This window comes from Sphingobium amiense, assembly GCF_003967075.1.
Classification (GTDB): domain Bacteria; phylum Pseudomonadota; class Alphaproteobacteria; order Sphingomonadales; family Sphingomonadaceae; genus Sphingobium; species Sphingobium amiense.
This window is the reverse complement of the sequence record NZ_AP018664.1, coordinates 3,000,914-3,023,610: the sequence shown is the minus strand read 5'-3', so window position 1 is coordinate 3,023,610 and position 22,697 is coordinate 3,000,914. Positions and strand designations below refer to the sequence as shown.

General features: G+C 67.1%; 24 protein-coding genes. 19 read left to right on the top strand and 5 right to left on the bottom strand.

Annotated elements, in window-relative coordinates; all coding sequences use genetic code 11:
- The first annotated feature begins 1 nt into the window (after nt 1).
- From ppc to SAMIE_RS14740, 3 genes are all read left to right on the top strand, one after another.
- The gene (ppc, locus tag SAMIE_RS14750; protein ID WP_066702391.1) at nt 2-2,704 is read left to right on the top strand and encodes a phosphoenolpyruvate carboxylase; all 2,703 of its coding nucleotides are present in this window, start codon (nt 2-4) and stop codon (nt 2,702-2,704) included.
- Between the two features lie 70 nt (nt 2,705-2,774).
- Complete coding sequence (locus tag SAMIE_RS23800; protein WP_066702394.1) at nt 2,775-3,491, top strand: hypothetical protein; 717 nt, start codon at nt 2,775-2,777, stop codon at nt 3,489-3,491.
- A complete protein-coding gene (locus tag SAMIE_RS14740) occupies nt 3,491-4,165 on the top strand; it encodes a hypothetical protein (RefSeq protein WP_066702397.1) in 675 nt (224 codons plus the stop codon). Before SAMIE_RS23800 ends, SAMIE_RS14740 begins: the two co-directional genes overlap by 1 nt.
- 39 nt (nt 4,166-4,204) lie before the next feature.
- On the opposite strand, the gene SAMIE_RS14735 is transcribed toward SAMIE_RS14740, so the two are convergent.
- A complete protein-coding gene (locus SAMIE_RS14735; protein WP_066702399.1) occupies nt 4,205-4,660 on the bottom strand; it encodes a peptidylprolyl isomerase in 456 nt (151 codons plus the stop codon).
- 156 nt (nt 4,661-4,816) lie between these two features.
- Here SAMIE_RS14735 and mgtE point away from each other — a divergent pair, with 156 nt between their 5' ends.
- Together mgtE and SAMIE_RS14725 are read left to right on the top strand one after the other, a co-directional pair.
- Nucleotides 4,817-6,256 (top strand): magnesium transporter, encoded by a 1,440-nt coding sequence (mgtE, locus tag SAMIE_RS14730; protein WP_066702405.1) that lies wholly within the window; start codon nt 4,817-4,819, stop codon nt 6,254-6,256.
- Nucleotides 6,257-6,281: 25 nt separating this feature from the next.
- Nucleotides 6,282-6,680 carry a DUF1489 family protein gene (locus SAMIE_RS14725; protein WP_066702407.1) on the top strand — a complete coding sequence of 133 codons (399 nt, stop codon included), beginning with the start codon at nt 6,282-6,284 and terminating at the stop codon, nt 6,678-6,680.
- A 49-nt stretch (nt 6,681-6,729) separates the two neighbouring features.
- On the opposite strand, the gene SAMIE_RS14720 is transcribed toward SAMIE_RS14725, so the two are convergent.
- Both SAMIE_RS14720 and SAMIE_RS14715 read right to left on the bottom strand, forming a co-directional pair.
- Nucleotides 6,730-8,307, bottom strand: coding sequence for a peptide chain release factor 3 (locus SAMIE_RS14720; protein WP_066702410.1), 1,578 nt, complete (start codon nt 8,305-8,307; stop codon nt 6,730-6,732).
- A gap of 44 nt (nt 8,308-8,351) precedes the next feature.
- Nucleotides 8,352-9,239 carry an aldose 1-epimerase family protein gene (locus SAMIE_RS14715; protein ID WP_066702413.1) on the bottom strand — a complete coding sequence of 296 codons (888 nt, stop codon included), beginning with the start codon at nt 9,237-9,239 and terminating at the stop codon, nt 8,352-8,354.
- 134 nt (nt 9,240-9,373) lie between these two features.
- Here SAMIE_RS14715 and SAMIE_RS14710 point away from each other — a divergent pair, with 134 nt between their 5' ends.
- The 3 genes from SAMIE_RS14710 (at nt 9,374) to SAMIE_RS14700 (ending at nt 11,000) form a co-directional block, all read left to right on the top strand.
- Nucleotides 9,374-9,871: a hypothetical protein gene (locus SAMIE_RS14710; RefSeq protein ID WP_408641266.1), complete on the top strand. Its 498-nt coding sequence runs from the start codon at nt 9,374-9,376 to the stop codon at nt 9,869-9,871.
- 146 nt (nt 9,872-10,017) lie between these two features.
- Nucleotides 10,018-10,440, top strand: coding sequence for a SufE family protein (locus tag SAMIE_RS14705; RefSeq protein ID WP_066702418.1), 423 nt, complete (start codon nt 10,018-10,020; stop codon nt 10,438-10,440).
- A gap of 62 nt (nt 10,441-10,502) precedes the next feature.
- Nucleotides 10,503-11,000: a hypothetical protein gene (locus SAMIE_RS14700; RefSeq protein ID WP_066702421.1), complete on the top strand. Its 498-nt coding sequence runs from the start codon at nt 10,503-10,505 to the stop codon at nt 10,998-11,000.
- A 3-nt stretch (nt 11,001-11,003) separates the two neighbouring features.
- Here SAMIE_RS14700 and ggt read toward each other — a convergent pair whose 3' ends face one another.
- Complete coding sequence (ggt, locus tag SAMIE_RS14695; protein WP_066702426.1) at nt 11,004-12,701, bottom strand: gamma-glutamyltransferase; 1,698 nt, start codon at nt 12,699-12,701, stop codon at nt 11,004-11,006.
- A 39-nt stretch (nt 12,702-12,740) separates the two neighbouring features.
- The gene (locus tag SAMIE_RS14690) at nt 12,741-13,796 is read right to left on the bottom strand and encodes a quinone-dependent dihydroorotate dehydrogenase (RefSeq protein WP_066702429.1); all 1,056 of its coding nucleotides are present in this window, start codon (nt 13,794-13,796) and stop codon (nt 12,741-12,743) included.
- A 344-nt stretch (nt 13,797-14,140) separates the two neighbouring features.
- On the opposite strand from SAMIE_RS14690, the gene SAMIE_RS14685 reads away from it, so the two are divergent.
- The 11 genes from SAMIE_RS14685 (at nt 14,141) to SAMIE_RS14635 (ending at nt 22,645) form a co-directional block, all read left to right on the top strand.
- Nucleotides 14,141-15,082: a helix-turn-helix domain-containing protein gene (locus SAMIE_RS14685; protein ID WP_066702432.1), complete on the top strand. Its 942-nt coding sequence runs from the start codon at nt 14,141-14,143 to the stop codon at nt 15,080-15,082.
- Between the two features lie 99 nt (nt 15,083-15,181).
- A complete protein-coding gene (locus SAMIE_RS14680) occupies nt 15,182-15,592 on the top strand; it encodes an RrF2 family transcriptional regulator (RefSeq protein ID WP_066702434.1) in 411 nt (136 codons plus the stop codon).
- Nucleotides 15,589-17,073: a Fe-S cluster assembly protein SufB gene (gene sufB / locus SAMIE_RS14675; RefSeq protein WP_066702436.1), complete on the top strand. Its 1,485-nt coding sequence runs from the start codon at nt 15,589-15,591 to the stop codon at nt 17,071-17,073. The genes SAMIE_RS14680 and sufB overlap by 4 nt, the downstream gene beginning before the upstream one ends.
- 137 nt (nt 17,074-17,210) lie before the next feature.
- Nucleotides 17,211-17,612, top strand: a complete 402-nt coding sequence (locus SAMIE_RS14670) for an endonuclease domain-containing protein (protein WP_066702439.1) — start codon at nt 17,211-17,213, stop codon at nt 17,610-17,612.
- Nucleotides 17,609-18,064, top strand: coding sequence for a hypothetical protein (locus SAMIE_RS14665; RefSeq protein WP_066702441.1), 456 nt, complete (start codon nt 17,609-17,611; stop codon nt 18,062-18,064). The genes SAMIE_RS14670 and SAMIE_RS14665 overlap by 4 nt, the downstream gene beginning before the upstream one ends.
- A gap of 167 nt (nt 18,065-18,231) precedes the next feature.
- Nucleotides 18,232-18,978: a Fe-S cluster assembly ATPase SufC gene (sufC, locus tag SAMIE_RS14660; RefSeq protein WP_066701032.1), complete on the top strand. Its 747-nt coding sequence runs from the start codon at nt 18,232-18,234 to the stop codon at nt 18,976-18,978.
- Nucleotides 18,975-19,727 carry a SufD family Fe-S cluster assembly protein gene (locus tag SAMIE_RS14655; RefSeq protein ID WP_066701031.1) on the top strand — a complete coding sequence of 251 codons (753 nt, stop codon included), beginning with the start codon at nt 18,975-18,977 and terminating at the stop codon, nt 19,725-19,727. The genes sufC and SAMIE_RS14655 overlap by 4 nt, the downstream gene beginning before the upstream one ends.
- Complete coding sequence (locus SAMIE_RS14650) at nt 19,724-21,034, top strand: aminotransferase class V-fold PLP-dependent enzyme (RefSeq protein WP_232037262.1); 1,311 nt, start codon at nt 19,724-19,726, stop codon at nt 21,032-21,034. The genes SAMIE_RS14655 and SAMIE_RS14650 overlap by 4 nt, the downstream gene beginning before the upstream one ends.
- A complete protein-coding gene (locus SAMIE_RS14645; RefSeq protein ID WP_066701029.1) occupies nt 21,031-21,483 on the top strand; it encodes an SUF system Fe-S cluster assembly protein in 453 nt (150 codons plus the stop codon). Before SAMIE_RS14650 ends, SAMIE_RS14645 begins: the two co-directional genes overlap by 4 nt.
- The gene (locus SAMIE_RS14640) at nt 21,483-21,842 is read left to right on the top strand and encodes a HesB/IscA family protein (RefSeq protein ID WP_066701028.1); all 360 of its coding nucleotides are present in this window, start codon (nt 21,483-21,485) and stop codon (nt 21,840-21,842) included. The genes SAMIE_RS14645 and SAMIE_RS14640 overlap by 1 nt, the downstream gene beginning before the upstream one ends.
- Before the next feature lie 8 nt (nt 21,843-21,850).
- Nucleotides 21,851-22,645: a Rossmann-fold NAD(P)-binding domain-containing protein gene (locus SAMIE_RS14635; protein ID WP_066701027.1), complete on the top strand. Its 795-nt coding sequence runs from the start codon at nt 21,851-21,853 to the stop codon at nt 22,643-22,645.
- Nucleotides 22,646-22,697: the final 52 nt, after the last annotated feature.

Genomic DNA, 22,697 nt, shown 5'->3' with positions numbered 1-22,697 from the left:
CATGGCGACTCTGGCATCCAATCCGTCCGCACCCGCGATCACGCAGAACCCCGACATCCGCTATCTCGGGCGGCTGCTGGGCGATGTCATCCGCGCCTATGGGGGCGAGAAGCTCTACAAGCAGACCGAATATATCCGTTCCGCCTCGGTCGACCGGGCGCGCGGGTTGCAGGGGGCGGACCTGACCGACACGGGTCTCGATGCGCTGAGCCTCGACGACACGCTCAACTTCACGCGCGGTTTCATGCTGTTTTCGATGCTGGCGAATCTGGCCGAGGACCGGCAGGGCGTCGCCGCCGAGCCGGGCGCGGATGTCGCGTCGGCGGTGCAGCGGCTGGAGGGCGAGGGCGTCGGGCGGGAGGCGGTGCTGGAACTTCTGTCCCATGCCCTCATCGTGCCGGTGCTGACCGCGCACCCGACCGAAGTGCGGCGCAAGAGCATGATCGACCACAAGAACCGCATCGCCGACCTCATGCTGATGAAGGATGCGGGGCGGACCGAAACGGTCGAGGGCGAAAGTCTGGACGAGGCGATTTTCCGCCAGATCGCCCTGCTGTGGCAGACGCGCCCGCTGCGGCGCGAGAAGCTGTTCGTGCAGGACGAGATCGACAATGTCCTCACCTATTTCCGCGACATCTTCCTGCCCGTGCTGCCCGCGCTCTATGCCCGGTGGGAGCGGGTGCTGGGCGCGCGGCCGCAGAGTTTCCTGCGGGTGGGCAACTGGATCGGCGGCGACCGCGACGGAAATCCCTTCGTGCAGGCGCCGCAGCTCAAATCGGCGCTGGGGCGCGGGTGCGAGGCGGCGCTGGCCTTCTATATGGACGGGGTGCACGGGCTGGGGGCGGAACTGTCCCTTTCGACCGAACTCGCCCATGTGCCGCAGACGGTGATCGACCTGGCCGACGCCAGCGGCGACATGTCGGCGAGCCGGCAGGACGAACCCTATCGCCGCGCGCTGTCGGGCATCTATGCGCGGCTGGCGGCGACCTATGCGGCGCTGGTGGGGAAAGCGCCGCCGCGTCCCTCCGCGCTCAGGGGCGAGGCCTATGCCAGCCCGCAGGATTTCCGCCGCGACCTCGTCACCGTGGCGCAGGGTCTGGCGAGCGAGGGCGACGGCGCGCTGGCGACGGGCGGGGCGCTGGGGCGGCTCATTCGCGCGGTCGAGACGTTCGGCTTCCACCTCGCGACGCTCGATATGCGGCAGAACAGCGCCGTGCACGAGCGGGTCGTGGCCGAACTGCTCAAGGAAGCGGGAGTCGAGGCAGACTATCTCGCGCTCGACGAATATGCGCGGATCGCGCTGCTGCGGCGGGAACTGGCGAACAACCGTCCGCTGGCCGCGCCCTTTTCCGGCTTTTCGGAAGAGACCGCGTCTGAACTCGCCATCGTCCACGCGGCGGCATGGGCGCACCGGACCTACGGCCCGGCATGCATCACCCACTATATCATCTCCATGGCGCAGAGCGTGTCAGACCTGCTGGAAGTCAACATTCTGCTGAAGGAAGCGGGGCTGTGGCGCGCGGGCGTGGACGGCGCGCCGCCGCAGGCCGCGATCATGGCGATCCCGCTGTTCGAAACCGTGTCCGATCTGGAAGCCGCGCCGTCGATCATGACCGCCTATTTCGGCCTGCCCGAAATCGCGGGGGTGGTGAAGGCGCGGGGCCATCAGGAAGTGATGATCGGCTATTCCGACAGCAACAAGGACGGCGGATACCTGACCTCCACATGGAGCCTCTACAAGGCGAGCGAGGCGCTGGAGCCGGTGTTCGCCGATGCGGGCGCGGCGATGCAGTTGTTCCACGGGCGCGGCGGCGCGGTGGGGCGGGGCGGCGGCTCCGCCTTCGCCGCGATCCAGGCGCAGCCCAGGGGCAGCGTGCAGGGACGCATCCGTATCACCGAACAGGGCGAGGTGATCGCCGCGAAGTTCGGCACGCGCGATGTCGCCATGGCCAATCTGGAAGCGATGACGAGCGCGACGCTGCTCGCCAGCCTGGAGCCGGACGGCGTGTCGGCGCGCGACAATGCCCGGTTCGCAGCGGCGATGGACGAACTGTCGAACGCCGCCTTCAACGCCTATCGCGACCTCGTCTACGGGACGGAGGGGTTCAACATCTTCTTCCGGCAACTCACCCCCATTCAGGAGATTTCGGGCCTGAAGATCGGGTCGCGCCCGGCGAGCCGGACCAAGAGCACGCGGATCGAGGATCTGCGCGCGATTCCGTGGGTGTTCAGCTGGGCGCAGGCGCGGGTGATGCTGCCGGGCTGGTACGGCGTGGGGCAGGCGATCGCCGGGTTCGAGGACAAGGCGCTGCTGGCCGACATGGCGCAGCACTGGGCGTTCCTCAAATCCGCGCTCGCCAATCTGGAGATGGTGCTGGCGAAATCCGACCTCGGCATTGCGGCGCGATATCTGCCGCTGGTCGAGGATCAGGCGCAGGGCGAAGCGATCTTCGCGCGCATCCGCGACGGCTGGGCGCAGGCGCATGACGGGCTGCTGGCGATCAGCGGCCAGTCGCGGCTGCTGGAGAAAAGCCCGGCGCTGGAAACCTCGATCCGGCTGCGGCTGCCCTATATCGAGCCGCTGAACCTGTTGCAGGTCGAACTGCTCAAGCGCCATCGCGCGGGGGAAGACGACGCCCGGATCAAGGAGGGGATCGAACTTTCGATCAACGCCATCGCGACCGCGCTGCGCAACAGCGGATGAGGCGGTCCATTCACAACCAATTCAACCATGCCGCGTTATCCCCGTCAGTATGGCGATAAGGAGACGGACGATGACGGGCTTCCGACATCGGTTACTGGCGGCGGCGGGCCTTGTGGGCGCGCTGGCGCTCGGCGGCTGTTACGACGACGGCTACGGCTATGGCGGGGTGGGCGTGGGCAGCGGCTATTATGGCGGGGGCTATTACGACCCCTACTGGAATGGCGGCGGCTATTATCCCGGCGGCTATGGCTGGTATGACGGCTATTATTATCCGGGCAACGGCTATTATGTCTACGACCGGGGCGGACGGCGGCAGCGCTGGAACGACGCGCAGCGGCGCTACTGGGAAGGACGGCGCGGCGACGGGCGCTGGCGTGACGGGCGCAACTGGCAGGGACGGCCGCCGCAGGGCGGGAACTGGCAGGGCAGGCCTCCGCGCGATGGTAACGGCAACTGGCAAGGAAGACCCCCGCGCGGTGATGGCGATGGAAACTGGCAGGGCCGCCCGCCGCGTGGCGACGGGAACTGGCAGGGTCGTCCGCCCGGTGACGGGAACGGAGCGGGCCGCCCTCCGCAGGGCAACTGGACGCCGCCTCAGGGCGGCGGTGACGCGCCGCGCGGGCCGGGCCGCTGGCGCGGCGACGGGCCGGGACGCGGCATGACGCAGCCGGGCCTGCGCGATCCGCAGCGCGCAGCGCCGCGCATGGAACGGCCGCAGCGCCCCTCGGGCGATTTCCGCCCACGGGGACCGGGCCGCCTCTCCCCCCGTCCGGCGCCCGCCCAATAATGCGGGGTTCGGCGAAGGCTCTCGCGCTCATTCCCCTCCTGCTCGTCGCGGCGTGCGACGGGCGGGAGGAAAGCGCGATCGACAATCTGGCCAATGGCGCGAACCAGACGCAGGTCGAGAATAATGTGCGGTCCGAAGCGATGGCGGTGATGGAGCCGCTCGCTCCGCCCGCGCCGGGAACGCCCGGCGGCCTGCCGGTCGATCCCGCCCCCATTGCCGAAGGGGCCATCGACCCCGACAGCGCGCAGGGCGCGGCGCAGGTGGTGCAGGGCTATTACGGGCTGCTGGAGGAAAAGCGGTTCGAGGACGCGCAGGATCTGTGGAACCAGACGGGCGAGATCGGAGCGCAGGACGATGCGCATTTCGCCGCGCGATTCCGGGGGTTCAGCGAAATCCACGCGAATGTCGGCGCGCCGTCCGATCCGGAAGGGGCGGCGGGGTCCAGCTATGTGACGGTGCCGGTGCAGGTCTATGGCCGCATCGCCGCGACGGGCAAGCCGTTCCATACGCTGCGGCAGGTGACGCTGCGCCGGGTCAACGATGTCGACGGATCGACCGCCGAGCAGCGCCGCTGGCATATCGAGGCGATCGGTGCCTATGTCGCGCCCGAAACACCGCCTGAGGATGCCGCGAAGATCAGCGCCACCGACGGGATCGCGCGAAGGACGCCATAAGAGAAGGGCGGGACCGTCGCTGGTCCCGCCCTTTTGTCATCAGGCGACGGTCGCCTTGACGATCTTGCCGGGGGTGCGGGGCGGTTCGCCCTTGGGCAGCGCGTCCACATGCTCCATGCCGGAGGTGACTTCGCCCCAGACGGTATATTGGCCGTCGAGGAAAGTGGCGTCGTCGAAGCAGATGAAGAACTGGCTGTTCGCGCTGTTCGGGTTGGACGCGCGCGCCATCGAGCAGACGCCCCGGACGTGCGGCTCGCGGCTGAATTCGGCCTTGAGGTCGGGCTTGTTCGGATGGCCGCCCATGCCGGTGCCGGTCGGGTCGCCGCCCTGCGCCATGAAGCCGGGGATGACGCGGTGGAACACCACGCCGTCATAAAAGCCTTCCTTCGCATTTTCGACGATGCGGGCGACATGGCCGGGCGCGAGGTCGGGGCGCAGTTTGATGACGACGTCGCCGCCGCTGTCGAGGGAAAGGGTGAGCGTGTCGTCGGCCATGGATGATCCTCTTTTGGATGCCGGGGAAGAATGGACGCCCCATATAGGGAAGGGCGGCGGCAGGGCAAAGAAACTTGTGCCGCGCACAGGTTGCAATTCGCCCGAGCATCGGCGAAAGCGAAGCCATGTTACAGGAACCGGACAGTAGGGGGCGCGATGAGCGAGCGCGGCGATTCCGCCCAGCCCCCTCTTCACGGGGAAGAATTTGACGACATCCTGACCGAGCCGGCGGAAGCCAGCCTGGACGAGGACGACCGGCTGAAACCCGGTTTCGTCACCGCCGTTCTCGACGCGGTCGAGGAAGGCAATGACGAGGCTGCGCGCGATCTGGTGTCGCCGCTCCACCCGGCGGACGTCGCCGACCTTCTGGAACTGACGCCCGCCGAACGGCGCGGGCAGGTGGCCGCCGCGCTGGGCGACATCGTCGGCGCGGAAGTCCTGTCCGAACTCAACGACTATGTCCGCGACGACCTGATCGGGGCGCTGGCGCCCGAGCAGGTGGCGGAGTTCGCCGCCGAACTCGACACCGACGACGCGGTCGCCATCATCGAGGATATGGAGGAGGCCGACCAGCAGGCCGTCCTCGACGCGATGGAGCCGGAGGATCGCGCCGCGATCGAATCGGCGCTCGCTTACCCTGAAGAATCCGCCGGCCGCCTGATGCAGCGCGACCTCGTCGCAGTGCCCGAACATATGACGGTCGGGCAGGTGATCGACTATCTGCGCGACAATGACGACCTGACCCGCGACTTCTGGGAAATCTTCGTCGTCGACGCCGCGCACAAGCCCATCGGCACCTGCCAGTTGAGCTGGGTGCTGACCTGCCCGCGCGGCATCGCCATGGCCGACCTCATGAAGCGCGAGCAGACGCTGATCCCGGTCGACATGGATCAGGAGGAAGTGGCGCTGCGCTTCCAGAAATATGCGCTGATTTCCGCCGCTGTCGTGGACGGATCGGGGCGGCTGGTCGGCATGATTACGGTGGACGATGTGGTCCACATCATTTCCGAGGAAGCGGGCGAGGACATATTGCGCCTGTCGGGCGCGGGCGAAGGCGACATCAACGAACCGGTGATGGACAGCTATCGCGCGCGGGTGCGCTGGCTGCTGACCAACCTGCTGACGGCGCTGGTGGCGTCCACCATCATCGGTTTCTTCGAAGGCACCATCGAAAAGATGGTCGCGCTGGCGACGCTGATGCCGATCGTCGCGGGCGTGGGCGGCAATGCGGGCAGTCAGACGATGGCGGTGACGGTGCGCGCGCTCGCGACCAACCAGATCACCGGGTCGAACGCGCGGCGCACCATCCTGCGCGAGATCCGCGTGGCGCTGCTCAACGGGACCACGGTCGCGGTGGTGCTGGGCATCGGCGTGGCGCTGGTGTTCCAGAACCCGCATCTGGGCGGCGTGATCGCGGCGGCGATGATGACCAATATCGTGACGGCGGGGCTGGCCGGGGCAGCGGTGCCGCTGGCGTTCGACCGGCTGAACCTCGATCCGGCAGTCGCATCCTCCATCTTCGTGACGATGATTACCGATTCGATGGGATTCTTCGCCTTCCTCGGCCTTGCGACGGCGGCGGGATTGACGGGCTGACGCGAGCGCCCATCTTGGCAGTGCCATGCCGCTTCACATGACCAAGATCGCCTTCGGGGCGGAAAGCCCCGCCACGCTGCGCGCATGGCTGGAAAGCCAGCCGGGCGAGGCGCGCACCTCCACGCGATACCTGCCCAAGCGGGTGGCGGAGATGGCGGGCGGATCGCTGTTCTGGATTCACCAGCACCGGATCGTGGGCCGCAGCCCGATCATCGGGTTCGAGGAAACGGGAACCGGGCGGCACTGGATCAGGCTGGAGCCGCGCCTGATCGGCGTGCGGTCGACCCCGAAGCGCGCGCATCAGGGCTGGCGCTATCTGGAGGGGAAGGACGCGCCGCCCGACCTGACGGGGGGCGAGGCGGACGATCTGGACGCGATGCCGCCCGCGATGCTGGGGGAGCTGGCGCGGCTGGGGCTGCTTTAGGGCCGACCGACCTGCTTCTCGACTTCGCTCGAAGCGAACGGACGCGGTCCTAGCGTTCGCGGGTGGCGCTGAACTTCACCTTGGGGTGGCGTTCCTGCTGGTAGCCGATGTCCCATGCGCTCTTCGCCATGAAGACGAGATTGCCGTCGCGGTCCTTGGCCATGTTGGCGCCATTATAGGCGATGAGATCCTTCACCGCCGCTTCGTCGCCGCTGATCCAGCGGGCGGTGTCGAAGGGCGAGGCTTCGAGACCGGCGGCGACCTTATATTCCGCTTCGAGGCGGGAGATCAGCACTTCCAGTTGAAGCTGGCCGACGACGCCGACGATCCACTGGCTGCCGATTTCGGGATAGAAGACCTGGATGACGCCTTCTTCGCTGAGGTCGTCCAGCGCCTTGCGGAGCTGCTTGGTCTTGGTCGGGTCTTTCAGCGCCACGCGGCGCAGGATTTCGGGCGCGAAATTGGGCAGGCCGGTGAAGCGCAGGCCCGGCTTTTCGGAGAGCGTGTCGCCCACGCGCAGCGCGCCATGGTTGGGGATGCCGATGATGTCGCCGGGAAAGGCTTCGTCGGCCAGTTCGCGGTCCTGCGCGAAGAAGAGGATCGGCGAGTGGACCGCGAGCGGCTTGCCGGACCCTGAGGGGGTGAGCTTCATGCCGCGGCGGAACTTGCCCGAGACGAGGCGCATGAAGGCGATGCGGTCGCGGTGCATCGGGTCCATGTTCGCCTGAACCTTGAAGATGAAGCCGGTGACTTCGCTCTGATCGGGTTCGACGGCGGCGGGTTCGGCGGGCTGGGGGCGCGGCGGCGGGGCGTGCTGGCCCAGCGCGTCGATCAGTTCGGTGACGCCGAAGAGCTTCAACGCCGATCCGAAATAGACCGGGGTCAGATCGCCCGCACGATAGCGGTCGAGGTCGAATTCGGCATAGCCGCCCTGCGCCAGTTCCGCTTCCTCGCGCAGGCGATCCAGCGCCTGGGGGGAGAGGAGATCGGCAAGGGCGGGGTCGTCGAGGCCGGAGAGATGCGCTTCCTTCCCCTCATATTCGCGCGACGGGCCGGTCGGCTGGCGCAGGCGGTTCGTCGCGAAATCATAGATGCCCTCAAATTCGCCGCCCATGCCGGCGGGCCAGCTCATCGGGCAGACGTCGAGCTGGAGCTGGTCGGCGACTTCATCGAGCAGGCCGAAGATTTCGCGGCCCTCGCGGTCCACCTTGTTGACGAAGGTGATGATGGGGACGTTGCGCAGGCGGCACACCTCGAACAGCTTGCGGGTCTGCGGCTCGATGCCCTTGGCCGCGTCGATCACCATGACGGCGGAGTCGACGGCGGTCAGGGTGCGGTAGGTGTCCTCGGAGAAATCCTCGTGGCCCGGCGTGTCGAGCAGGTTGAAGGTGATCGTCTCGCCGTCGCGCGTGCGCTCGAACGTCATGACCGATGAGGTGACGCTAATACCGCGCTGCTGCTCGATCTTCATCCAGTCGGACCGGGCGCGGCGGTTGGCCCCGCGCGCCTTCACTTCGCCCGCAAGGTGGATCGCGCCGCCTTCCAGCAGCAGCTTTTCGGTGAGCGTGGTCTTGCCCGCGTCGGGGTGCGAGATGATGGCGAAGGTGCGGCGGGAAGGGATGGTCATGGCGCGCCCATATAGGGATTTTTGGGGCCAAGGCGAGTCGGGCGTTACGCGACCAGCGTCACGTCCATGCGGAAGCTGCGGGTGTCGCCGGGGAGGAGGGCCATGATGCCGGGCTTGTCCCACACATCGCCGGTGAAGCCGACCGGATCGGCCATTCCGGCCCAGGGTTCGACGCAGAGATAATGGGCACCGGGCTTCTGCCAGAGGCCGAGCCAGGGTGTGTCGGGGAAGGCGATACGCAGGTGCGGCTGGCCGGGCACGCCCCATGTGAGCGCGCGGCTGGCGAGATCGTCCCAGATGAGCGCGTCGCCTTCGAACATCGCATGGGTCGGGGCGAGCGTGTCGCCTTCGACCGGCGAGGGGAAGGTATCGCGGGCGATGAGGCCGGGTTCGTCGCCGACGCGGCGGATGGGGGCGGGTTCGGGATGCTCGAAGACGATGCGGTGATCCTCCGCCGCGCCGCCATAGGGGAGCGGCCATGCAAAGGCGGGGTGATAGCCGAAAGCGAAGGGCATTTTCGCTTCCCCCATATTGGCGACGGTCGCCGTCATCCGCAGGGTCGGGCCGTCGAGCGCGAAATCCATGTCGAGGCGGAAGTCGAAGGGATAGGCGGCGCGGCTTTCGTCGTCGGCGTCGAGGCGCAGCGTCACCCGCGCGTCGGACTGGTGGACGAGGGCGAAGGGCTTGCGGCGGGCGAAGCCGTGCTGGGGCATGGGATAGTCGCGCCCGTCGAGGCGATAGACGTCGCCGCGCGACCGGCCGACGAAGGGGAAGAGCAGGGGCGCGTGGCCCGTCCACCAGCGCGGATCGGCATCGGTCATGAGATCGCGGCCGTGCGCGTCCGCGAGAGACCAGAGTTCCGCACCTTCGGGCGCGATGCTGGCGGACAGGGCGGGCGAGGCGATGGTGAAGCGGGCGTCTGGGTCGGGCAAGAGGGCGGCTCCTGAAGCGGGACAGGACAGCGCATAGCGCGGCTGCGCAGGCCTGTCTCGACCGCTGATCGTTTCGGGGCGGGAACCGTTGCCGCGCGTCGGCGGTTTGGAGCGGCGGGAGGACGGAAAAGATGATGAAGATTGCCGCTGCCGCGCTTTGCATGACGCTGGCCCTGCCTGCGATGGCGCAGGACAAGCCGAAGCAGGAAGAGGAAAAGCCCCGCGATCAGACGATGGACAAGGCGGGCAGGATCGCGACCCAGCCCGCGCGCGACATCGGGCTGGACAAGGACGAGATACCGCCCGTGCTGCTGAAAGCCGTGGAGAACCCCTATGCCGCGCCGCCTTCGCGCACCTGCAAGGGGATCGCGGCGTCGCTCAAGGAGCTGAACGCGGTGCTGGGACAGGACTTCACCGTGGGCAAGGAAGCCAATGAGAACCGCACAGGCAAGATTGCCGAAGCGGTCGGCAAGACGGTGGTCAATTCGCTGATCCCGTTCCGCGGGCTGGTGCGCGAGATCAGCGGCGCGGCTCCCGCAGAGCGGCGGTTGCAGGCGGCGGTGACGGCGGGGATCGCGCGGCGCGGCTATTTGCGCGGGCTGGCGAGCGCGAAAGGGTGCAAGGTCGGCTGACCGAAATTCCGTTCATGCGGGCCTGCAAAGCGCGCCGACCTGCGCTCCGGTGCTCGGACGTCACGCTTTTCGGCTCCACCTGTTCGAAATTTCAGCCAGCCTTTCAGCGCTTATATCCGGCTTCCCCCTGCCGCATTTCCCCCTATATGGCGGGCATGACCGATCTGCCGACCATTGCCGACCTTCAGGACGAATATGAGTTTCTCGATGCGGACGACCGCTATCGGCTGCTGATCGACCTCGGCAAAAAGCTGGAGCCGATGCCCGACGCGCTCAAGACCGACGCGACGCTGGTGCGCGGCTGTTCGGCGGCGGTGTGGGTCTATCCGACGCGGACAGAGGATGGGCGGCTGCATTTCCTGGCCGACAGCAACGCCGCGATCACCAAGGGGATCATCGCGCTGGTCCTGCTGACCGTGCAGGACCGTTCGCCCGCCGAGATCGGGGCGATGGACATCGAAGGGGCGCTCGCGCCGTTCGACCTTAAAAATCAGCTCAGTTCCAACCGGACGCAGGGCATTCCCAACATGATCGCGCTCATCCGCGAAACCGCCGCGCGCTATGCCTGAGGCAACCTTATCGCAGGTTAGAACATTCTCCTCGCGTAACCACATGCATGAGGAGACGAGCGATGCGGGCCATCCTGACGATCGCGGCGGCCACGCTGGCGCTGGCGGCCTGTTCGGGCAAGAAGGACGAAGGGCCGACCCAGCGCGAGCAGATCGGCCAGACGTGGAAATATGAGGGCGGGGAAAGCGGCCGCCCGCGCCTTGCCTATATCGGCAGCCAGAATGCGGTGCAGACGATGACCGCGCCCGATACTTTTTCGGTACTGCTGCTCCAGCCGCTGAAGGAAGGCGGGGCGGACGTGACGGTGAAGCTGGTCGGCGCGCCCTTCACCTGCGACCTGTCCGACTGCCGCATCACCGCGACCACCGATGACGGGAAGACGCATGAGTGGAAGGGGCGGATGGCGACCACGGATGACGGCATCGCGATCCCGCCGTCGCAGGGCGCCTATGAGGCGATCCGCGACGCGAAGCGGGTCAAGGTGAACCTGATCGTCGACGGGAAGGAGAAGGTCGCGCCCTTCACCTTCGAGGTTTCGGGGCTGAACCTGAAAGGGTGAGCCTTATTCCTGCAAGGAGACGCCAGGGCTGCGCGGGTCGGCGGCGCCCTGCCAGTGGCCGTCGGGCAGCCGCTCGGCGGCGTTGGCCTTGAGGCCGAGGCGGGTGACGCTGACGCGGTGGCCGAGCTTTTCCAGCGGGGCTTTCAGGGCTTCGACCCCGGTGCCCTGTTCGAGCACGAGGCCATTGCCGTCGAAGAAGACAAGACCCTGCGCGATCGAATCCTGCGCGGACATGCCCCAGTCGAAATGGGCGATCAGCGCCTTTGCGACCTGCATGATGATGGTCTTGCCGCCCGCCGCGCCCACGGTGAAGACGGGCTTGCCCTTCGCATCATAGACGATGGTGGGGGACATGGACGAGAGCGGACGCTTGCCCGGCTCGACGCGATTGGCGACGGGCGCGCCGTTCTTTTCCGGCGTGAAGCTGAAGTCGGTCAGTTCGTTGTTGAGGATCACGCCGTTGGCGATCAACTGGCTGCCGAAGAAGCTTTCGATGGTGGATGTCCATGCCGCGATGTCGCCATTGCGGTCGACGGCGAGGAAATGGCTGGTGCCTTCTTCGGGCTGCGGTTTCGCAGGGGTGCGGCGTGGCGCGCCGGGCGGGGTGCCGGGCTTATAGTCGTTGAGTGCCCTGTTGATCCGGATGAGGGCGGAGCGGCGCCTGAGATAGGCGGGGGAGGTCAAACCCTTTACCGGGACCGATACGAAGGCGGGGTCGCCCAGCCATGTGTCGCGGTCGGCATAAGCGAGCTGCATCGCTTCGGCGATGACGTGCCAGCTTCGCGGATCGTCCCTGCCCCATTGTTTGAGCGGAAAGCGTTCGACCATGCCGAGGATTTCGAGCACGGTGACGCCGCCCGCCGAAGCCGGACCCATGCCGCAGACTTTCCAGACGCGATATGTGCCGCAGACCGGCTGGCGCGGGATCGCCCTGTAACCGGCGATGTCCGCCTCCGTCATGGGGACGGGGTTTCTGGGGGCGCCCGTGACGGCGGCGCTCAGCAGCTTCGCATTTTCGCCGGTGTAGAAGGCGTCCGGTCCTTCGGCGGCGATCCGCTTGTAGAGGGCGGCGAGCGGCGGATTTTTAAGGAGCGTGCCGACCGGCGGAGGCGCGCCGTCGACCCAGAAGAGTTTCTGGATTTCGGGGAAGCCGGCCCAAACCTGCTGCGTGGCGCGGAGCGCGGTGGCGGTGCGCTCGCCGAGCTGGAAGCCGTCTTCCGCATAGCGGATCGCTGGCTGGAACAGATCGGCCCAGGGCAGCCTGCCCCATTTGCGATGCGCGTCCCACGCCATGCGCAGATTGCCCGGCACGCCGACCGAATAGCCGCCGGGCCAGGCGTCGAGGAAGGCGAGCGGCTTGCCGTCCTTCATGAAGCGGTCGGGGCGGGCGGCGGCGGGGGCGGTTTCCCGGCCGTCGATCGTGTCGAGCGCGCCGGTGCGGCCGTCATGATGGAGGATGAAGCCGCCGCCGCCGATGCCGCTATTGTGCGGCTCCACCACGCCCAGCGTCAGCATCATGGCGATGGCGGCGTCGGTCGCGCTGCCGCCCTTGCGCAAAATCTCCTGCCCCGCGAGCGCGGCGCGCGGGTCGGCGGCGGAGACGGTGGCGCTGGCGGCGACGGGTTCGCGCGCGAGGATGGGCTGGGGAGCGAGGGCAGCGAGAGCGAGCGGGGCCAGCAGGCCGAGGAAGCGGGAAGTCATGGGCGGCACGATAGCCGGAAGGGGGCGCGCCGCAACCCGCTATGCGTCCGCCCCCACGGCGTCGGCGACATTGGCGAAGCCATCGCGGGCGAGCAGCGCCTTCAGCCCGCGGTTGATGCGGCGGGCGAGATATGGCCCCTCATAGACCATGGCGCTGTAGAGCTGGACGAGGGAGGCTCCGGCGCGGATGCGGGCATAGGCGTGATCTGCGGTGGCGATGCCGCCCACACCGATCAGCGGCAGACGCGCGCCCAGCAGGCGGCGGAAGTCCCGAAGGCGCTGGTGCGACAGGTCGGTGAGCGGCGCGCCGGAGAGGCCGCCCGCTTCCCCGGCATGGGGCGAACGCAGCGCGGGCCGGGTGATGGTGGTGTTGGAAACGATCAGCGCATCGACCCGGTGGTCGAGGCAGGCGGCGGCGATGTCCTCCACATCGGCGGGTTCGAGGTCGGGCGCGACCTTGAGGAAGATCGGCGTCGGGTCGCCGCCCCGCGCCGCCATCACCGCGCCCAGCAGCTCGTCGAGCGCGGCGCGGCCCTGAAGCGCGCGCAGGCCCGGCGTGTTGGGGGAGGAGATGTTGACGGTGAGATAATCGGCAAGCGGAGCCATGACCTGAACCCCCGTCGCATAGTCGGCGATGCCGCGCCCGGCGGCGGTCGCGTCCTTGTTCGCGCCGATGTTGATGCCGATGACCGGGCCGCCGCTGCCCTTGGGCCTGCGGTAGCGGGCGATGCGGTCGGCCGCCGCGCCCTGCCCGCCATTGTTGAAGCCGAAACGGTTGATGACGGCGCGGTCCTCGACGAGGCGGAACAGGCGCGGCTGAGGATTGCCCGGCTGCGCCAGCGGCGTCAGCGTGCCGAGTTCGGCAAAGCCGAAGCCAAGGCCGTGCATCTTGTGCGCGATCCGCCCGTCCTTGTCATAACCGGCGGCAAGGCCCACGGGGTTGGGGAAGCGGATGCCCGCCACTGTCGTCTCCAGCGCGGGATCGGGCGCGGGCATCGCCGGAACCGGCAGGAAGCGCAGCGCCGCGATCGAGAGATGATGCGCGCGCTCGGCATCGAGGGCGAAAAGCAGCGGGCGGAGCAGGCGGTAGGACATGCCCGGCCCATGCCATAGCGCCTCCGGGGCGTCGAGTCGGTGTCACCGGAAAACAACATTGCCCAAAAACCCGCAAAATGGATTGAATGGGAACGTCATCATCGGCGTTCGGGCGCCGGAAATGTCCGATCCATCCAATAAATCCCCCGCGATTCGGGCGTAAGGCCCGCCTGCGACCCGAAGGCTCCAAGGCTTTTTGCCGAAGAGACCTTTTCCTGACCCGGCGGCCAAACCGCCGGGTCATTTTTTTTGCCCTGAGACGGCGCGCAGCATGTGCAGCCATGACGTCACACCGCTTGCATCGCATGTGTCTTCCCTATTACAGGGGTAAGTGGGGTGAAAACATGGGGTTGCATCACGTCGATGGGACCGGCGGCGGTCTGGCGCTGCCTGATGGGAAGGGGCCGCTATCCTATCGGGTGGACGGGGCGCAAGGGCCGGTAAAGCTGCGCTATATCGCGCCGCCCGCGGCGTTGCGCGCCTATGTCGGGTCGCTTTACCTGTTCACGGTGTCCGCGCCGACATTCGCCGACCAGACACGCGCGGACGTGCCGCAGCTTCGCTTCATGCTGGAGGGCGAGGGCGACTATCATTTCCGCGACGGAACGGTGACGGCGACGCCGCCCGTCTGCCTGCTCGGTCCGACCATGGGCGCGACGCGGTTCCAACTGGATCGACCGTCGCGCGTGCTGGGCCTGTCGCTGCTGCCCGCCGGATGGATTTCGCTCCATGGCGGGGATGCGGACGCGATGGCGGACCGGCTGACGGATATGGGCGCGGCGAAGGGCGGCGTGCTCGCCGACCTGCTGGAACGGCTGCGGCCGCTGGGCGAGGATGCGGACGCGATGGCGGCGATATGCTGGGCGGCGCTGGCGCCCGTGATGCGGCCGCTGCGGCAGGCGACATGGGATCTGCTGGCGGCGGTGGACGACTGGCTGATGGGGGACGGATCGCCCCGGCCGGAGGCGCTGGCGGAGGCGACGGGTCTGTCGGCGCGCCAGCTTGCCCGGCTCACCAACCGCTATTATGGCGCGCCGCCCAAGCTGCTGGCGCGCAAGTACCGGGCGCTGCGCTGTTCGGCGAAGATCGCGCTCGACGGCATTAGCTGGCAGCAATTGTGCGAGGAGGGCGGCTTTTACGACCAGTCGCACTTCATCCGGGAAATCAAGCATTTCATCGGCCTGACCCCGCACCAGTTGCAGACCGAACCGAGCGCCGTCGCGCAACTGACGCTGCTGCGCCGGTCGCTGGGGGGCGATGTGGCGGTCATCAACCGGCTGTCCTGAAGGCTGGCCCGAGGACTGGCATAAATGGCTTGATTCTGGGTGCGCGCGGGACCACATGCGCAATCGGATCGAATCGGTCCGATTTGAGAATGGTTCGCAATGCGCCTGTCGAGTTTCGCCGATTATGCCGTGGTGCTGATGAGCGCCGCCGCGCGCCATTGCGGTGCTGCCCGTATGAACGCGACCACGCTGAGCGCCGAAACGGGCATCCCGCTGCCCACCGCGCAGAAGCTGGTGAGCCGTCTTTCGGCGGCGGGCTTGCTCGAATCGAGCCGGGGAACGGGCGGCGGCGTGCGCCTGTCCCGTCCGCCCGCCGCGATCACGCTGGCGGACGTGGTGGAAGCGGTGGAAGGCCCCATCGCCATGACCGCCTGCGCAGAGACGGGCGCGCATGACTGCAGTCTGGAAACGGACTGCCGCATCCGCCCGCACATGAATGTGGCGAACAACGCGATCCGCTCCGCGCTCGCCGGAGTGACGATCGCGAGTTTGACGAGAGAAATGGCATGACCGACGACGTAACCACCATCCGCAATCAGGAAGCGCATGAGGCGGCGCAGCGCGCATCCGCCTATGAGCATGGCTGGTCGTCGGCCATCGAACAGGATTTCGCGCCCAAGGGGCTGAACGAGGATACGGTCCGCTTCATTTCGGCCAAGAAGGGGGAGCCGCAGTGGCTGCTCGACTGGCGGCTGAAGGCGTTCGCCATGTGGCAGCAGATGGAAGCGCCCGACTGGGCGAAGCTCAACGTGCCGCCGATCGACTATCAGGACGCCTATTATTATGCCGAGCCGAAGAAGAAGGCGGAGCTGAATTCGCTGGACGAGGTCGATCCCGAGATCCTCGCCACCTATCAGAAGCTGGGCATTCCCATCGCCGAGCAGGAAGTGCTGGCCGGGGTCAAGGGCGCGCGCAAGGTCGCGGTGGACGCGGTGTTCGACAGCGTCTCGGTCGCCACCACCTTCCGCAAGGAGCTGGAGGAAGCGGGCGTCATCTTCCGCTCGATCAGCGAGGCGGTGAAGGAATATCCCGACCTGATCCGCAAATGGCTGGGCAAGGTCGTGCCGATGCACGACAATTATTTTGCCACTTTGAACTGCGCGGTCTTTTCCGACGGGACGTTCGTCTACATCCCCAAGGGCGTGCGCTGCCCGATGGAGCTTTCCACCTATTTCCGCATCAATGCGGAGAATACGGGGCAGTTCGAACGCACGCTGATCGTCGCGGACGAGGGCAGCTATGTGAGCTATCTCGAAGGCTGCACCGCGCCGATGCGCGACGAGAACCAGTTGCACGCCGCGGTCGTCGAACTGGTCGCGCTGGACGATGCGGAGATCAAATATTCGACCGTGCAGAACTGGTATCCCGGCGACGAGCAGGGCAAGGGCGGCATCTATAATTTCGTGACGAAGCGGGCGCTGTGCCAGGGGCGCAACAGCAAGGTGAGCTGGACGCAGGTGGAAACGGGCAGCGCGATCACCTGGAAATATCCGTCCTGCGTGCTGAACGGCGAGAACAGCGTAGGCGAATTCTACTCGGTCGCGCTTACCAACAATATGCAGCAGGCCGATACCGGCACGAAGATGATCCACAACGGCAAGGGATCGCGGTCGACCATCGTGTCGAAGGGGATCAGCGCGGGGCGGTCGAACAACACCTATCGTGGGTTGGTGCGCGTGGCGCCGGGGGCTGAGGGCGTGCGCAACTTCACCCAGTGCGATTCGCTGCTGCTCGGGGATCAGTGCGGGGCGCATACCGTGCCCTATATCGAGGTGCGCAATCCGAGCGCCCAGATCGAGCATGAGGCGACGACGAGCAAGATCAGCGACGACCAGCTTTTCTACGCGATGCAGCGCGGGCTGGATCAGGAAGCGGCGGTGGGGCTGATCGTTAACGGCTTCGCCCGCGAGGTATTGCAGCAGCTGCCGATGGAGTTCGCGGTCGAGGCGCAGAAGCTGCTGGGCATCAGCCTTGAGGGGAGCGTGGGGTGAGTAGGCCAACCCCCACCCCAACCCCTCCCCTGAAGGGGAGGGGCTTAAGTAGTCGCGAGACGAGCGGACGCCTGGACTCCCCTCCCCTTCAGGGGAGGGGCAGGGGGTGGGGGCTTTCGGTAGAGCGCCTCGATGCGATGGCGGAACACGCCCGCGCCAACCGCCGCAATCCGGCCGAGCCGGAAATCAGGCTATGGAGCATCCTCTCTGGCTCCCAGTTGGGCGGCTTCAAGTTTCGTCGGCAGGCGGCGGTCGGCGAAGCCATCGCTGATTTCCTGTGCCCGCAGAAAAGGCTGATCGTCGAAGTCGATGGGGATAGCCACGTCGATCTCTCTGCCGACGCCCGTCGCACGGCGAAGCTGGAAGCACTGGGCTATCATGTTTTCCGCGTCACGAACGCCGATGTGATGCAAAATCTGGACGGCGTGGCGCGAGCGTTGCTCGACCGTCTCGAAAGCCTTCCCGATCGGGGAGCGCCCCACCCCAACCCCTCCCCTGAAGGGGAGGCGCTTATCACACCTCAAGGACAAGAATTTTGAGCGACGAAGACGATATTCAGGATGCCCTTGCCGATTTCGCGGAGGATGTGGGGAACGGGCAGTCCTGGACTGCCGCGATCCGCATCCTGACCGAGGATTATGAGCTGGAAGAGGGCGAGCTGGAGGCGCGGGCGCGCAAGGATTTCGGCGATCTCGATGCCTATCAGGCCGAGGCGCGGGCCGCGCTGGAGAAGGGCGATACGGCCTTCGCCGAGAAGCTAAAATCCGACAAGGCGTTCCACAAGGCGAAGGCGCCCAACCTCGCCCGTATGGGTCCGGTGACGGAGTTCGTGACCGGCGTGTTGGAAAAGGGCGCGCCCGAGCCGGGGGCGGACTGGTGGCCCTATATGCCGATCAAGCGCCATATCGACACGCTATTCCCCGCGCCGGGCGACGTGCGCGACATGGCGTTCTGGACCGCGCGGACGCTCCAGCGCGCGCACAAGGGTTAAAGCGATGGCCGGCGCATCTTTCATCCTCCCCTGGAAGGGGAGGTGGCAGGGCGAAGCCCTGACGGAGGGGTGTCCCGCTATCGAGAGGGCGACACCCCTCCACCACTTCGTGGTCCCCCTCCCCTTCCAGGGGAGGAATTCTAAAAATTCAGCGCCGGGAATGGCTCATGCTTGATATTGAAAACCTGACCAACGAAATCGACGGCAAGGCGATCCTGAAAGGACTGTCGCTCCGCATCGACGCGGGCGAGGTCCATGCGATCATGGGGCCGAACGGCGCGGGCAAATCGACGCTGGCCTATACGCTGGGCGGGCGGCCGGGCTATGAGGTGACGGGCGGCAGCGCGACCTTCGAGGGCGCGGACCTGCTCGACATGGCGCCGCATGAACGCGCGGCGGCGGGACTGTTCCTGGGCTTCCAGTATCCGGTCGAGATACCGGGCGTTTCCAACCTGCAGTTCCTGCGCGAATCCCTGAACAGCCAGAAGCGCGCAAGGGGCGAGGCGGAGCTGAACGGCGGCGAGTTCATCCGGCTCGCGAAGGAAAAGGCGGGGCTTCTGGGCCTCGATATGGAGATGCTCAAGCGCCCGGTGAATGTCGGCTTTTCGGGCGGCGAGAAGAAGCGGGCCGAGATGGTGCAGATGGGCATCCTCGACCCGAAGCTGGCGATCCTCGACGAAACGGACAGCGGCCTCGACATCGACGCATTGAAGATCGTGGGCGCGGGCATCAACGCGATCATGCGCAAGAGCGACAAGGCGGTGCTGCTCATCACCCATTATCAGCGGCTGCTCGACTATGTGAAGCCGGACTATGTGCATGTGCTGGCCGGCGGGCGGATCGTGAAGTCGGGCGGGCCGGAACTGGCGCTGGAACTGGAGCGCGAGGGCTATGCCGAGGTGGTGGCCGCGTGAACGCTCTTGCCCTTCCAACGAGACGAGACGAGGCGTGGCGCTATAGCGATCTCGATGCGCTGGCGACCATATGGCCGGTGCCCGCACCTGTGCACATCGACGTGGAGGCTGGTCAGAGCGCGGCGCATCATCTGTTGCAGGACGCGGCGGACGGCGTGGCGGCGGTGCATGACCATGTCATTACGGTCGCGGATGGGGCGCGGTGCGATTTCCATCTGCTCAATGTCGGCGGCAGGCTGGGGCGCGTGACCTTCGACGTGACGCTGGGCAGAGGGGCGCATTTCGAACTCCATGCCGCGATCATCGGCGGCGGGGAGCAGGTGCTGGAGATCGTGACGAAGGTGCGCCACGCGCAGCCCGATGCCACCAGCGGCCAGACCATCCGCTCAATCCTTGGCCAGAGGGCGACGGGCAGTTACCTCGGCTCCATCAACGTGGCGCGCGATGCGCAGCGGACCGACGCCTTCCAGTCGGTGAAGGCGATGCTGCTGGACCGCACGGCGACGGCCAACGCCAAGCCGGAACTGGAGATTTACGCCGACGACGTGAAATGCGCCCATGGCGCGACGGTGGGCGAACTGGACCGGGCGGCGCTGTTCTACATGGCGTCGCGCGGCATGGACCCGGCGACCGCCAAGACGCTGCTGCTCAAGGCCTTCGTCGCGGGCGTGTTCGACGGGGTTGCGGACGAGGCGGTGAAGGACGCGCTGGAAGCGGCGGCGCTCGCGAAGCTGGAGACTTTGGTATGAGTGAGGATCGGGCAGCTTCACCGTTCGGGCTGAGCCTGTCGAAGCCCTCCACTGAGCGTAGCGAAGGGGCTTCGCCTGCGGCTCAGCCGAGCCCTTCGACTTCGCTCAGGGCGAACGGTTTGTTGAGGCTCCGCCACGACTTCCCCGGCGTGGGCGACTGGCATTATCTCGACAGCGCGGCGACGGCGCAGAAGCCGCAGGCGGTGATCGACGCTATCGCGCGGGCTTATGGTCCCGATTATGCGACGGTGCATCGCGGCGTCTATGAGCGGTCGGCGAACATGACGCTGGCCTATGAGGCTGCGCGGCGGAAGGTCGCGGGCTTCATCGGCGCGGCGTCGGACAGCGAGATCGTCTATGTGCGCGGCGCGACGGAGGGGATCAACCTCGTCGCACAAAGCTGGGCGGGGACGCAGCTCAAGGCCGGGGATCGCATCCTCCTGTCCTGCCTTGAGCATCACAGCAATATCGTGCCGTGGCAGATCGTCGCGGAGCGCGTGGGGGCTGAGATCGACGTGGTGCCGCTGACCGGCGAGGGCAAGATCGACCTCGACGCGATGGCGGCGATGATCCGGCCGCAACACAGGCTGGTCGCGTTGGCCCATGTGTCGAACGTGCTGGGCAGCGTGCTCGACGTGCGGCGCGCGGCGGAGATCGCGCATCGGCAAGGCGCGAAGATCCTGATCGACGGATGTCAGGCTGTGCCGCGGCTGGCGGTCGATGTGCAGGCGGCGGGCTGCGACTTCTACGTCTTTTCCGCGCACAAGCTCTATGGCCCGACCGGGATTGGCGTGCTGTGGGCGCGCAAGGAACTGCTCGACGCGATGCCGCCCTATCAGGGCGGGGGGTCGATGATCGACAGGGTGACGTTCGAGAAGACGACCTACGCGCCCGCGCCGACGCGGTTCGAGGCGGGGACGCCGCATATCACCGGCGTCGTGGGCCTTTCCGCCGCCATCGACTATGTGGAAAGCGTCGGCCTCGACCGCATCCATGCGCATGAGTGCGCGCTGGTCGGCAAGGCGCGGGCGGCGCTCGAAAGCCTTAACAGCGTGCGCGTGTTCGGTCCGGAGGACAGCGCGGGCATCCTTTCCTTCGAGGTGGAGGGGGTGCATCCGCACGATGTCGGCACCATATTGGACGAGAGCGGCGTCGCGATCCGCGCCGGCCATCACTGCGCGCAGCCGCTGATGCGGCATCTGGGCGTCGAGGCGACCGCGCGGGCGAGCTTCGGCATCTACAGCGACGAAAGCGACGTGGACGCGCTGGTCGCGGGACTGGAACGGGTCAGGAAGATTTTTGGATGAGTGACGAGCGGAAGATCATGGTCGAGGAAGTGGACGCGGTGGAAGCGCCACCCAAGGCGCGCGTGGAGGAGGCTCCGCGCCAGCGCGATTATCTGGACGGGTTTCTGGCGCAGAAGCCCGCCGAGACTCCGGCGGGCGAGCCGGGCGGGAGCCTGTATGACGGGATCATCGACGCGCTCAAGGAAATTTACGACCCTGAAATTCCGGTCAATATCTATGACCTTGGCCTTATCTACGGCGTCGATGTGACGGAGGATGGCCATGCCGTCGTCACCATGACGCTGACGACGCCGCACTGCCCGGTCGCCGAATCCATGCCGGGCGAGGTCGAATTGCGCGTCGGCGCGGTGCCGGGCGTGGGCGACGCGCAGGTGAACCTCGTCTGGGACCCGCCATGGGACCCGCAGAAGATGAGCGACGAGGCCAAGCTCGAACTGGGAATGTTGTGATGAGCACCGAGACCAAGACCCGCGCCCGCCCCGCCGCCGTCATCCTGACGCCAAGCGCGCAGTCGCGCATTGCCGAGTTGATGGGGCAGGCGCCCCACGGCGCGATCGGCGTCAAGCTGTCCACGCCGCGCCGGGGCTGTTCGGGGCTTGCCTATTCGGTCGACTATGTGAGCGAAGAGGCGAAATTCGACGAGAAGATCGAGACGCCGGGCGGCGTGCTCTATATCGACGGGGCGTCGGTGCTCTATCTCGTCGGGTCGACGATGGACTGGGTGGAGGATGATTTCGCCGCCGGGTTCGTCTTCAACAATCCCAATGCCAAGGGAAGCTGCGGCTGCGGAGAGAGCTTCACGGTCTGACGCCCGCCATGCCGGCTATGCTGATCCTTGGGCTGGGCTATACCGCCGGGCGGCTGGCGGAGCGGTTGCGGGGCGAGGGCTGGCGGGTGACGGGCGTGCGGCGGACGGCGGGGCCGGATGTGCTGGCGTTCGGTGACGACCACGCGGTGCGCGCGGCGATTGCCGGGGCGAGCCATATTCTTTCCTCCGTGCCGCCCGAAGGCGATGGCGATCCGGTGCTGGCGCGCTATGGCGACGCCCTTGCCGCTGCCCCGGCGGTCTGGAGCGGCTATCTGTCCTCCACTGGCGTCTATGGCGATGCGGGCGGCGCGTGGGTGGATGAGAGCAGCCCTACGGGCGCGGGACGGCGCAGCGCGCGGGCGCGGGCGGACGAGGACTGGGGAGCGCTGCGCCCCGATATGCGGCGCTTTCGCCTGCCGGGCATCTACGGGCCGGGGCGATCCGCGCTGGACCGGGTGCGGGAAGGCCGCGCGCATCGCATCGACCTGCCCGGACAGGTCTTCAGCCGGGTGCATGTGGACGACATCGTCGCGGGTGTGATCGCGTCGTTCGACGGACCGCCGGGCACCTATAATCTGGCCGACGACCTGCCCTGTTCGCAGAACTGCGTGATCGAGGCGGCATGCGACCTGCTGGGCGCGCCATGGCCGCCGCTGCAATCCATGGAGGAGGCGGCGCTGACGCCGATGGCGCGGGGCTTCTATGCCGAAAACCGGCGCGTCGCGAACGGGCGGGCGAAGCGGCTGCTGGGGTGGCGGCCGGCTTATCCGACCTTTGCAGAAGGGCTGCGGGCATGCCTGTGACGCAGGTCGGCACGTGGTTTACGCGCTGTTAACCATGGAATCGGCAGAAGCG